The organism is uncultured Brachyspira sp., assembly GCF_944390845.1.
GTDB classification, from domain to species: domain Bacteria; phylum Spirochaetota; class Brachyspiria; order Brachyspirales; family Brachyspiraceae; genus Brachyspira; species Brachyspira pulli.
Genome location: NZ_CALXRM010000084.1, coordinates 1 through 12,699, shown reverse-complemented (window position 1 = coordinate 12,699; position 12,699 = coordinate 1). Strand labels below are relative to the sequence as shown.

The 12,699-nt window shown below is 26.8% G+C and carries 12 protein-coding genes; 11 read left to right on the top strand and 1 reads right to left on the bottom strand.

Going from position 1 to position 12,699, the window contains the following annotated elements; translation table 11 throughout:
• Nucleotides 1–186 precede the first annotated feature (186 nt).
• From dnaN to Q0K52_RS13065, 5 genes are all read left to right on the top strand, one after another.
• On the top strand, nucleotides 187–1,314 hold the full coding sequence (gene dnaN / locus Q0K52_RS13085; RefSeq protein WP_297300133.1) for a DNA polymerase III subunit beta: 1,128 nt from the start codon (nucleotides 187–189) through the stop codon (nucleotides 1,312–1,314).
• Between the two features lie 25 nt (nucleotides 1,315–1,339).
• Nucleotides 1,340–1,573, top strand: a complete 234-nt coding sequence (locus tag Q0K52_RS13080) for a hypothetical protein (RefSeq protein ID WP_297300131.1) — start codon at nucleotides 1,340–1,342, stop codon at nucleotides 1,571–1,573.
• Nucleotides 1,530–2,045, top strand: a complete 516-nt coding sequence (locus tag Q0K52_RS13075) for a retropepsin-like aspartic protease (protein WP_297300129.1) — start codon at nucleotides 1,530–1,532, stop codon at nucleotides 2,043–2,045. Before Q0K52_RS13080 ends, Q0K52_RS13075 begins: the two co-directional genes overlap by 44 nt.
• A gap of 221 nt (nucleotides 2,046–2,266) precedes the next feature.
• Nucleotides 2,267–3,334 (top strand): DNA replication/repair protein RecF, encoded by a 1,068-nt coding sequence (locus Q0K52_RS13070; protein WP_297300127.1) that lies wholly within the window; start codon nucleotides 2,267–2,269, stop codon nucleotides 3,332–3,334.
• A 20-nt stretch (nucleotides 3,335–3,354) separates the two neighbouring features.
• Nucleotides 3,355–4,191, top strand: coding sequence for a BspA family leucine-rich repeat surface protein (locus tag Q0K52_RS13065; RefSeq protein WP_297300125.1), 837 nt, complete (start codon nucleotides 3,355–3,357; stop codon nucleotides 4,189–4,191).
• A 526-nt stretch (nucleotides 4,192–4,717) separates the two neighbouring features.
• Here Q0K52_RS13065 and Q0K52_RS13060 read toward each other — a convergent pair.
• A complete protein-coding gene (locus tag Q0K52_RS13060; RefSeq protein WP_297300123.1) occupies nucleotides 4,718–5,791 on the bottom strand; it encodes an ankyrin repeat domain-containing protein in 1,074 nt (357 codons plus the stop codon).
• 207 nt (nucleotides 5,792–5,998) lie between these two features.
• On the opposite strand from Q0K52_RS13060, the gene Q0K52_RS13055 reads away from it, so the two are divergent.
• From Q0K52_RS13055 to Q0K52_RS13030, 6 genes are all read left to right on the top strand, one after another.
• Nucleotides 5,999–6,430 carry a hypothetical protein gene (locus Q0K52_RS13055; protein ID WP_297300121.1) on the top strand — a complete coding sequence of 144 codons (432 nt, stop codon included), beginning with the start codon at nucleotides 5,999–6,001 and terminating at the stop codon, nucleotides 6,428–6,430.
• 200 nt (nucleotides 6,431–6,630) lie between these two features.
• A complete protein-coding gene (locus Q0K52_RS13050) occupies nucleotides 6,631–8,859 on the top strand; it encodes a glycoside hydrolase family 2 TIM barrel-domain containing protein (RefSeq protein WP_297300119.1) in 2,229 nt (742 codons plus the stop codon).
• Nucleotides 8,860–9,010: 151 nt separating this feature from the next.
• Nucleotides 9,011–9,451 carry a MarR family winged helix-turn-helix transcriptional regulator gene (locus Q0K52_RS13045; RefSeq protein ID WP_297300117.1) on the top strand — a complete coding sequence of 147 codons (441 nt, stop codon included), beginning with the start codon at nucleotides 9,011–9,013 and terminating at the stop codon, nucleotides 9,449–9,451.
• A 66-nt stretch (nucleotides 9,452–9,517) separates the two neighbouring features.
• Nucleotides 9,518–9,958: a YkgJ family cysteine cluster protein gene (locus Q0K52_RS13040; RefSeq protein WP_297300115.1), complete on the top strand. Its 441-nt coding sequence runs from the start codon at nucleotides 9,518–9,520 to the stop codon at nucleotides 9,956–9,958.
• Between the two features lie 8 nt (nucleotides 9,959–9,966).
• A complete protein-coding gene (locus tag Q0K52_RS13035; RefSeq protein WP_297300113.1) occupies nucleotides 9,967–11,442 on the top strand; it encodes a radical SAM protein in 1,476 nt (491 codons plus the stop codon).
• Between the two features lie 87 nt (nucleotides 11,443–11,529).
• Nucleotides 11,530–12,483, top strand: a complete 954-nt coding sequence (locus Q0K52_RS13030; RefSeq protein ID WP_297300111.1) for a peptidylprolyl isomerase — start codon at nucleotides 11,530–11,532, stop codon at nucleotides 12,481–12,483.
• Nucleotides 12,484–12,699 lie beyond the last annotated feature (216 nt).

Sequence of the window (12,699 nt, the reverse complement as noted above, 5' to 3'; positions counted from 1 at the left end):
ATTTCTAACAATTTAAATTATAAGGAATACCTTCTTTTTTTAAACTAAAAGTGTGCAATATCTATGGCTCTTAAACATTAATTATTTTTTTAGTATATTGTAAAAAATATTTTTTAATGTTAAAATTAAATAACAAATATTGTACATTTTAGAAATTAATAAAAATAAATATAAAAAGAGGAAGCAATGAAATTTAGATGTTTAAAAAAGGATATAGTAAAATCTATTGGTGTAACAGAAAATGTTGTTGAAGGTAAAGTAATTTATAATATAGAAAGCAATGTACTTTTTCATCTTTCCGGCAATATGCTTACATTAACTGCTACTGATGGTTCTGTTTGGGCTAGAAGCAGAATAATACTTGATGATTGCGAAGGAGAAGGTGCTGTTGCAGTATATGCTAAAAAGATAAGTTCTATATTAAAAGAGATGCCTGACGGACTTATTACAATCAATGTTGAAGAAAATGAAAAAATAAATATAGAATCTGAAAACGGTAAAACTAAACACTTAATCATTGGTATGAAAACTGATGATTTCCCTGCTTATCCTGAAAGTAATGGAGATATTAGCTATATAATGCTTCCTACTAAAGAATTAGTTACTATGATTAACAAAACTATTTCATCTATAGCTAAAGAACCATTCAAACCTGCATTAAGAGGTATATGTTTCGAGAAAACTGATTCTAAATTTCTTGCTGTTGCTACAGATGGAAGAAGAATGGCTGTTATAGAAAGAGAATTTGAAGGTGTAGAAAATGGTTCTTTCTCTATAATTATTGAGCCTAAAGTATTAAACGAAATACTTGTTACTGCTAATTATGACGAAGTAGAACAAGTAAAAATGGGTGTAGATGGTCAGCAAGTTTATTTCCAAATCGGTAAATATGATTTCGTATCAAGCCTTATAGAAGGAAAATATCCTAATTTCAGACAAGTAATTCCAAAAGAATTTGCTTACAGTTTCAGAGTAAATAAAAATGACTTACTTGATGCTATAAGACGTATTGTTCCTATGATTAATGATGTTCGTTCAAAAAGAATGATATTAACTGTTTCTGAGGAATCTTTAAAAGTGAAAGGTATTAACCAAGAGATGGGAGAATCTTTAGAAGAAATTGACATAAAATATTCTGGCGAAGAACATTCTGTTGCTTATAACTACACTTATATTCAAGATGTTATAAAACAAATTGATTCTGAAATAGTAACTTTCATGGTTAATAAAGATTCAAGCCCTACTATGGTAAAAGAGATAGAAAGAGAAGATTATTATTATATCATCATGCCAATGAGTATAGGTGAAGAATAATTAACAATCTATTATAGAGGGAAATATGTTTGAAGTAGAAAATAAATTTTATGAAGAACATATAAAAGAATTCAGAGAAAAGTATCTAGGCAAACATATAGTAATAAAAGGTAATGAATTAAAAGGCATATATAATAGCGACGAAGAAGCTATTAATGAATCAATAAAAACTATGGAACTAGGTACTTTTGCTGTAAAAATAGTATCTAATAACGATGAAGATACTAATTGGAGATTCTATTCTCGTGTCAATATTTAATAAAAATAAGCAATACCATTTTGCATTTAAATTAGAATACAATCATATACCTGTAGAATTAAAAACTAAAGTATTAATCAAAAATAAATTCGGAATAGAAAAAGAATATGATGCAGTATGGGATACAGGAGCAACTAACACTGCTATTACACATAAAGTATATCAAGAACTAAATTTAAAGCCTATTGACAGCTGCAAGGTTAGAGGTGTTAATAGCGGAATTCATACTGTTAATATAGTATTAATAGATATATCATTATCAAATAAAGTTAATATCAAAAATATTAGAGCCGGTATTTGTGATATCGGAGGATGTGATATGCTTATTGGAATGGATATTATTAAATTTGGAGATTTAGCAATATCTAATAAAAATAATAAGACAATATTTAGTTTTGCAATACCTCCATTTGATGATCCAACAGACTTATTAGAAAAAGCAAATAAAGTTAATAAAAATAATGGATATTAATAAAAAGAAATTTTAATAAAATTTCCAGATGCTATTATATTATAAATAATTTAATTCTATTAACTCAAGATGAAGGCATATTAAAATATAATGGATACAAAAACATGGAAATAAAAAAATGTTTCTAATAGCACATTTTCATTATAATAAAAACACTACTATTTTTATCGCTTTTAATATATAATGTCTTTCACTAATAAAACAAAAGGGCTTAATTACAAATGATACTCAAAGAACTTACATTGCGTTCTTTTAGAAATTATAATGAAAATATATTTGAATTTTCTGATAAAATTAATGTACTTTATGGTCATAATGGCTCCGGCAAAACTAATATACTTGAAGCAATATATATGCTTGGAAATGGGGTATCATTTAGAACCAGACTTGACAGGGAACTTGTGAAAAATGGTAATGATAATTATTTTTTACGCGGTGTTTTTAGAGAAGATGAACTTAATTATGACACTAATATAGAAATAGCATATCAAAAAAAAATAAAAAAAGTATTCATTGATAAGAAAGAAGTATCATCAAGAAAAGATTTAATAGGAAAAATACTTTATGTTATATTCCTTCCTAATGATACCGACTTGGTAATAGCAGAACCAAAATTAAGACGCGATTATTTTAATATGCTTATATCAACAATATCATTAGAATATTTACAATGCTTAATCAAATATAATAAGCTTTTAAAAATGAGAAATATTTGTTTAAGTACAAAGCCTAATGAAGCATATATTTATAATAGCGACATAGCAAAACTTTCAATTTATATAGCTAATGAAAATAAAAAATATTCTAAAATCTTAGAAGAAAATATGAATGAAATTTATAAAAACATATTTCATAATGAAAACCCTTATGCTATAAAATATCAATCTACAATAGAAGATATAAATAGTGAAAGCGAATATATAAAAAAACTAGAAAGCACATTACAAGAACAAATAAGAATGCGTACAACCTATTTCGGTATACACAGAGCAGAGTATCAATTCTTCTATAAAGATTCACTATCAAAGAAATTCTCATCACAGGGCGAGAAAAGAATGTTCACGCTTATAATGAAATTGGCAAGCGAAAAAATATTATCAGAGTACAGAAAAAAACGCCCTATTCTATTAATAGATGATGCTATGCTTGAATTAGATAATACAAGACGCGATAATATACTTGAATATATAAAAACTTTGGGGCAGGTATTCATAACAGTAACAGAAAAAGAGAAAGTAAAAAACTTTGAAAACGGAAAAGTATTTGATATACCAAATATAAGAATGTAAAAATTATAGAGGATCTAAAAATGAAATATAAACCTCAGACAAAAGATGAATTAAAAGAATTGTTAAAAGATGAAAATATATATTTAGGCGATATTAATACAAGTTTAATAACTGATATGAGTGCATTATTTTTTAATAATATAAGAGAAGATTTTTCAGGTATAGAAACTTGGGACGTTTCTCATGTAACAAGTATGGGCGGAATGTTCAAAAATGCAGTTAATTTTAATCACAATATAAATAATTGGGATGTATCCAATGTTACAGTTATGTCTGCTATGTTTTGCGGTGCTAAAAGTTTCAATCAGCCTTTAGATAAATGGAATACTTCAAATGTTAAATACATGATGGAGATGTTTAAGAATGCTGAAAATTTTAATCAAAATATAAATAGCTGGGACGTTTCAAAAGTAGAAAATATGAGTTATATGTTTAAGAAATGTAAAAAGTTTAATTATCCGCTTAATGATTGGAATGTGTCATCAGTTGTTAATATGGAAGGTATGCTTTCTAATTGTGAAAGTTTTAATCAGCCATTAGACAAATGGAATGTAAGTAATGTAAAAGATATGTCTAAAATGTTTTATTATACTAAAAATTTTAATCAAAATATTAATGACTGGAATGTATCTAATGTAGAAAATATGAGCTGTATGTTTCAAGGAGCTGTTAATTTTAATAGTGCTTTAGACAAGTGGAATGTATCTAATGTAAAATATATGTCGTTAATGTTTTGTTTTACTAAAAGTTTTAATCAGAATTTGGAATCTTGGAAGTTAGGAGAAAATGTTAGTATGAAATATGCTTTTATTGATTCTCCTATAGAAAATAATCCTCCTTCTTGGTATAAAAATTAAAAGTTATTTATACTGGATTGTAATATACTTTATAAATTATATATACTGAAAATTTTTAACTTTGTCAACTGAAGTACTTAATATAAATTTTATCTACTTTTTTGCCGCACAAAAAAGTAGCAAAAAACGCAATTGCTAGAACTTTATATTTTAAGAATATGTATTAAATATGGTATAAACCCTAGTTTTAGGTCAAAAATGCAGTTGTTTTGGTTCTTTTATACCAATAAAAGAACTGGGGTGCGGGGCAAAGCCCTGCAGATATTTAAAATTTAAAAAAATTATTTTTGACAAAATATAGTTGTTTAAGTATATACTAAAAATTTTTAACTTTGTCAACCGCTAGCTTTACCTCAACAGCTCGGTACGCTTCGCGGGCACCTTCCCGCACGATATCATTTATTTCTATAGAATGTCCTCTATAAGTGCGGCTGATTACTTATTATTGTACAAAAATTAATAATTTACATTTGCAAAATATAAAAATTGACCAAGTATAGTTGTTTAGGTATATACCGAAATTGTATTATTTAAAAGTTCTTTCATCAAATAATTTTATTATATCGTCTCTTTTCTTTCTTGCGGCTATTCTATAAGCTGTGTTGCCGTAACTGTTTCTCTCTCTAGGATCAGCACCAGCATCTAAAAGTTCTTCTATTATATTTAGAGGTGTACCTATAGTTCTGTATATCTTTCTGTTTAAAGTAGGATCCATTGTAGGTGCCTCATAATCATACATTACAGCACGTATTAAAACTGTATTGCCGTTTCTATCTCTGGCATTAACGTTAGCACCAAGATCTATAACCTTTTTTATTAACTCGAAATCTAAATCCCTTTTTTCTATTAAATACATCAATAATGTTTTACCGTCATTTGTACTGAAAGAATTAATATCAGCACCTAAATTAATATATTCATTAAGTATGTATGTAGAATATGTACTGTCAAAATTAGTAGATATAATTTGAGCATTATATATTAAGCCGTCATTTAAATTTGTTGCCCCAGCATTAACTAATTCTTTTATTATATTAATATCAGTAGTAGCAGTTAATGGAGATTTTCTCTCAGCACCTTTATAATTTCTGTACGCTTCTATATAAGCTCTGGTATTAACATTTGCACCATTATCTATTAAATATTTTACAACTTCTAAATGATTGCCCTCACATGCTGAAACTAAGGCAGGATTAATATCTTTAGCACCTAATTCTATAAGTTTCTGTACAATCTCTAATTGTCCGCCTATTGCTGCATAAGATAAAGCCAAATTATAATTACTTGCCCCAGCTTTCATTATTTCTTCAGCTATATCCCAATATCCTTCAGCACATGCCACATAAAAAGCAAAATCAAAATCTTTAGCACCAAAATCTAATAATTCCTTTACTATATCCATATTGCCTATTTGAGTTGCATACATTAACGGAGTCATACCATAATGAATATTATATAAGTCTAGGTTCTCCCCTTCCCTCAATAATGTTTTTATTTTATTTAAATCATTATTTTTTATAGAGTCCATCAATTCATCATTTTGGGCAAATAATAAGGCTGTATTAAATATTATAAATAGTAAAATTATTATCTTATTCATTATCAAATCCAAGTTATAAAATACCGCTATAATTATCGGAAACAATAAAAGTATACTTATTAAATAAAAAATTTGCAAAATTCTAAATAAAATGCCGAAATTAGTAAACATAACTACAATATAGCCCTATAGGTATGTTGCTATTTATTTTTATAGGTTTATAATTTTAATATAGGGGTAGAATTAAATATTTAAGAGGTATGAATTATGGAAATAAGTATTCGTAATAATGCTCCTTACATAAGAAACAATAATAGCATAAGAAATAATAACAATAGCATCAATAATATTGTTCAGGAAGCAGCAGCTAAAACTCCATTAAGCGAAGTTGGTGTATGTAAAACATGTGCTTCAAGAACTTATCAAGATGGTTCTAATGATATAGGAGTATCATTCAAAAGTCCTACACGTATAGATCCTTCAAGTGCACCTTCGCTTGTAGCATCACATGAACAGGAACATGTTGCTAATAATCAAAGATCAGCAGAAAAAAGCGGCGGAGAAGTTATTTTCCAAAATGTAACATTAACTACTAATATATGCCCTGAATGTAAAAGAGTATATGTTTCAGGCGGTGTTACTAGAGCAGCCATTGCTAGTCCTTCAAGCAAAGGAAATAATGTAGATACTTACGCTTAAAAATTATATTTCTTATTTTTTATTAATACTATAAAAAATCTCTTTTTATAACAAAAGGCTTATTACAAATATAACATGCTATATAGTAATCTCATAGTAAAAAAATTTATTCTTAACATATTTTTATAAAACTTTCATTGATTTTTTATTTTTTAAATATAAAATAATCCAATATAAAAATTTTGGAGATATGTACAAAAATGAGAGAAATAATCAACTTTAACACTAACTGGAAATTTTTCAAAGAATGGAAAGATAATATGAAAAATGAAAAGTTAGATAATGGAGAAAATATTACTTTACCTCATACAGTTGCAGAAATACCTTTACACTATTTTGATGAATCTGATACTTGGCTTGTTACAGGATATCAAAACTCATTCAAATATGAAAAATCAAAATTAGAAAACAAAAGAGTATTAATTAACTTTGAAGGTGCTATGGCAGCTTGTGAAGTATTTGTTAATGGACAAAGTTTCGGCGAACATAAAGGCGGATATTTACCATTTATACATGATATTACTGATGTATTAAAAGATGGCGACAATATTATATCTGTAAAATTAGACAGCACAGAAAGAAATGATATACCACCTTTCGGACATGAAATAGACTACTTATGTTACGGCGGAATATACAGAGAAGTTCAAATAATAATAGTAGATAATATTTCTATAGAAAATGTTATGCTTACTGGACTTGCTGATCAAACATTAACAGGAAAAATAAGAATAAGAAACAGTAAAAAAGAAAATGCAAAAGAAAAAGTTTCTATAGATCTTTATAATAGAGAATATCATATATGTAAGATAGAAAAAGAAGTAACTTTACAAAGCGGTGAATTATTTACAGATATAGAAATAAATGAACATATAGATTCTGATAGAATAGAACTCTGGACTATTGATAATCCTAGACTTTATAAAGCAGAAGCTACTCTTTCTAATGAAGATGCACTTTCTGTAAGAATAGGATTTAGAACTGTTGAGTTTAAAGAAGACGGTTTCTTCTTAAATGGAGAAAACATCAAATTAAGAGGATTAAACAGACATCAAAGCTTCCCTTATGTTGGTTATGCTATGCCTGAAAGAATACAGAAAAAAGATGCTGATATATTAAAATTTGATTTAGGTCTTAATGTTGTACGTTCTTCACATTACCCTGCTTCAAGACATTTCTTAGACAGATGTGATGAAATAGGTTTAATGGTATTTGAAGAAATTCCTGGCTGGCAGCATATAGGCGATAAAGCTTGGCAAAAAGTTTCTGTAGAAAATGTTAAAGATATGATAGAAAGAGATTTCCACCATGCTTCTATTATAATATGGGGTGTAAGAATCAATGAAAGTCAGGATAATCATGATTTCTACACAGAAACTAATGAAGTTGCTCATAAACTAGATAAAACTAGACAAACAGGCGGAGTAAGATATATAGTTGGAAGTGAACTATTAGAAGATGTATACACAATGAATGACTTTAATTTAGACGGTGTTGCAGATCCTATAAGAGCTCAGAAATGTGTAACTAGATTGGATAAAAATGTTCCTTATATGATAACAGAATATAACGGACATATGTTCCCTACAAAAATGCATGACTGTGAAGAAAGAACTATTGAACATACTAGAAGACATTATGCTGTAATTAATGCAGTAGCAATAGATAAACATATAGCTGGTTCAACTGGTTGGTGTACTTTCGATTATCATACACATTATAATTTCGGTTCTGGAGACAGAATTTGTTATCATGGTGTTTATGATATGTTTAGAAATCCAAAATTGGCTGCAAGCGTATATTCATCACAAATGAGCAAAAAAAATGGTATAGTATTAGAACCTATAACATTATATTCTAGAGGAGAAAGATCTATAGGAGGTGTTTCACCTTTAATGATTTCTACAAACTGTGATTATATAGAAATATATCATAATAATGATTTAATAACTAAAGAATACCCTGCAACTGGAAAATATCAAGGCTTAAAACATCCTCCTGTAATAGTAAATTTAGCTGTTAATATTCCTGGAGTAAGTGAAATGGATTGGGTTGATATTAGAATAGTTGGTTATATAGATGGAAAACCAGCTATAGAAAAAACTTATTTAAGCAACCCTACTTTCAAAGCATTAGAAGTAAAAGCTGATGATACAGAAATAAATTCTATAAATGATGGTTCTACTTGGGACTGTACTAGAATCACAGTAAAAGCAGTTGATGCTGTAGGAAACAGACTTCCATATATAAATGAAGCTATAATAATAGATGTTCAAGGTGACGGAGAATTAATAGGAAATGATAATCCTGTACTTGAAGGCGGTTACTATTCTTTCTGGGTTAAATCAAATGACAAAAAAGGAAGCATCAAAGTAACTGTAAAAAATAAAAGAGTTGCTGATCAAACTTTAGAAATCAAAGTAAAATAAATAATTAAATAAAATTTATTATAGGGCTTGAATATACAATATTCAGGCCCTTTTTATTATAAAATTAGATACTCATAAATAACAATACTTGTTTTATTTTAAATTTATTGTTTAATATAATTAGAAAATTTATTAAAGCAGGTAGAACCCAATGAAAAATGAAGATATAAAAAAATATGTAGAAGTTATATATGATTTTTGGTACAGTTCCAATAGATTTTATTATTTGTGGGCTAAACAATATGGTATTACAGATTTAGCATTATTTACTTTATTTATTATCTACAATAGTAAAGAATGTATGCAAAATACAATAACAGAAAAATTATCTGTACCAAAACAAACAGTATGTTCTATATTAGATAATTTTGAAAAAAAAGGTTATATAAAGAAAAAAATTAATCCTGAAGATAAAAGAAACAGATTAATAAGTTTAACAAAAAAAGGATTAACTTTTGCTGAACCTATTTTAAAAGAATTAGAAAAATTGGATGTAGCAATGTTAAAATGCTTATCAGCAGAAGAGATAAAAAATTATGTAGAGCCTCAAAAAAAGCTTATCAATTTTATGGAAAATTATTTTAATAACTAATATATTGAATTTATATTAATAATCATTATAATAATATAATTAATACTATATAAAGGCGGTTTTATTTTGAAAGTTATACCTTCAGATAGTCTTTTAAAAAACAGACAAGAAAAAGTTAGTGAAAAATTATGTGCGGATTGCAATTCTTTATGCTGTCATGACTTGGTTATGGAAATAGCTCCACCTAAAAATGAAAGCGAACTTAATACATTAAAATGGTATTTACATTTCAGACATTCATTTATATTTATATATGAAAAAACTTGGTATCATATGATAAGAAGCGAATGCAGATATTTAGATAAAAAAACTTATCTTTGCAAAAATTATGAAAACAGAAATGAAATTTGTTCAAAGCATAGCCCTCCAAAATGTGAAAGATATGAAGAATGGTATGATATAATTTTTGATGATCAATATGAATTGGAAAAATATGTTTATGAAAATAAAATTATAAAGAAAAAATCAAGCAGCAAGAAAAAAACAGCTAAAAAAATAAATAAATAAATAATATTATGAAAAAACAAAAAATCAAAAGAGTATGCATTACATATCCGCCATTTGAATACAATAATGGATATCCTCTGATATCTTTAAATAGACAATTTCAATGGTTGAGAAATCCATCTTTTTCATACCCTATTATCCCATCTTATGCTGCTACTCTTTTAAAAAACAATGGTATTAATGTTGTGTTTCTGGATACAATAGCAAGAAGCATGACAACTATAGAATGGTTTGAAAATATAGAAAGCATATCTCCAGACTTAATATTTTTTGAGGTAAAAACTCCTCTTATTAATTATATATGGGATACAATAGAAGTATTAAAAAGAAAATATGAAGATACATATATCGTTTTAGCAGGAGATCATGTTACAGCCTTACCTGAAGAAAGTATGGAAAAATCAAAAGCAGATTTCATATTAACAGGCGGTGATTATGATATGCTACTTTTGAATTTGGTTAATCATATTAATAATGGTGAAAAATTAGATAAAGGAATATATTATAGAACAATAAATGGAAATATAAGAAATACAGGAAAATTTGTATTAGAAGAATCTTTAGACAGACTTCCATTTATAGACAGGAATCTTACTAATTGGAAACTATACTCCAAATCAAATGATTATTTCAAAAGGACTCCAGGAACATTTATAATGGCTGGCAGAGGTTCTATATATAATAATTATAACAGTAATTCATCTAATATACTTTTTAATAACATAAGATTAAGAAATCCAATTAATGTAGTAGATGAAATAGAATATTTAAATAAACGTTATGGAATAAAAGAGGTATTAGACAGCTCAGTTTACTTTCCCACAGGAGAATGGCTTTCATTATTCTGCGAAACTATGAAAGAAAGAAAATTAAATAAAAAAGTACATATAGATTGTTATATATATCTTGGAGTTTTGGAATATCAAGATTATAAAATGATGAAAAAAGCAGGATTTAAAACTGTTACTTTTAATTTACCTTCTGGAAATACTAAAACAATAGAACATCTTGGTATAAAAAATAACAATATAGAAAATATAGTAAACTCTATCAAATTAGCCAGAAAAGCCGGACTATTTACAGATATGATGGTAAAAATAGGATATCCTTGGGAAAATGATGAAGATATAATAAACACTTTTGAAATAGTAAAAGATTTAATGCTAAACGGCTATATTAACTCAATGAATGCCTCTATATTTGTACCATATCCTGGAACTAAATTATTTGAATATTGCGATGAACATAATCTCATTACAACAAAAAATTGGTTTGATTATGATATGAGAAAAACTGTAATGGAATTAGATATAGAAGAGGAAAAGATATTTCAATATATAGAATATTTCTATAATTTATCTTTTAACCCTCTATATGTGTTTAATAAAATAAAAAGTATAAGAGATATTTACGATATAAAATATCATATAAGATCATTAAAGAATGTATTATCATATTATATGAAAGATAATGACACAATGTAAAAAAATTTATACTTGCATATTAGCAATTTTAATGATATTCTCTTATTATGGTTTTATATAACATAAATATTTAAGGAACATAATTAGATGAAAAAAATATTTGTTTTTATATTATCTATAATTTTTATACAAAGTAATTTATTATTTAATGATGTAGTTAACAGCATTGTGGGAATAGTAGGTTCTATGCCGATTACTTATGAAGATTTTATAAGCAGAAGAACTTTTTTAAGACTTCAGGCTAGATCTATAGGTCAAAAAATTAATGATGATATGGTTTACAAAGATTTAATAGAAGAGAGAATAATGTATTTAAAATTAAAAGAATACAATTATGTTATAGAAGAAAATGATGTAAGCAGAAGATTAGAAAACATAGCAAAACAATACAATATGACTTTAGACCAATTTGCAAAGCAATTAATGGCTGAAGGAATATCTTATGAAGAATACAGAAATTCTATAAAAAAGCAAATAGCTATGGAAAATTTAAATGGATTAGTAGTTAATAATACAGAAATAACAGATGCAGAAGCTGATGAATTTTATAACAGCACAAAAGATAAATCAGCATTTGAAGTAGATACATTAGTAAAACTTTCTTGGATATTTTTCAAAGCAACAACATTTACAGAAAAAGGCGAAAAACAGGAATTAGCGAAAAAAGTAAGAGGTCTTGCAGCAAGAGGACAAGATTTTGGAGAGCTTGCTAAAAAATACAGTGACGATGCTGCTACAAAAGATAACGGAGGCGATTTAGGATACAATTTACTTTATGATGCTGGAAAAAGATCATTACCTGCACAAATAAATGCCGGACTTAATTTAGCTAAAAGAGGCTATAAAGTAGGTACAGTAAGCAGTGTAAGAGAATTAGTAGGAAAAGGTTTTTATATAGTAAAAATAGTTGGTGTCGAAAAAGATATGGAAAGTATAAGAACAAGAGTAAAGAATTATCTTGGTGAAATACGTATGAGAGAATCTTTTGTTAAATGGCTAGATGAAGAAACTAAAAGAGTATCTGTACAATTATATAAATAATAATACTGCAGCAAATATTATACAATCAAGTATATAATTTCATAAAACATATAATTAATTTTAGAATTAAGAAATTTATTAAAAATATCAAATTTTTTTAACAAATTTAGCAATTAATATTTAATAAAATACGTATTATATATTGACATTTAGTATGTTTGCTATATGATTTTATGATAATTAATGGAAGGTAAAAAAATGTTTGATATAATCGCA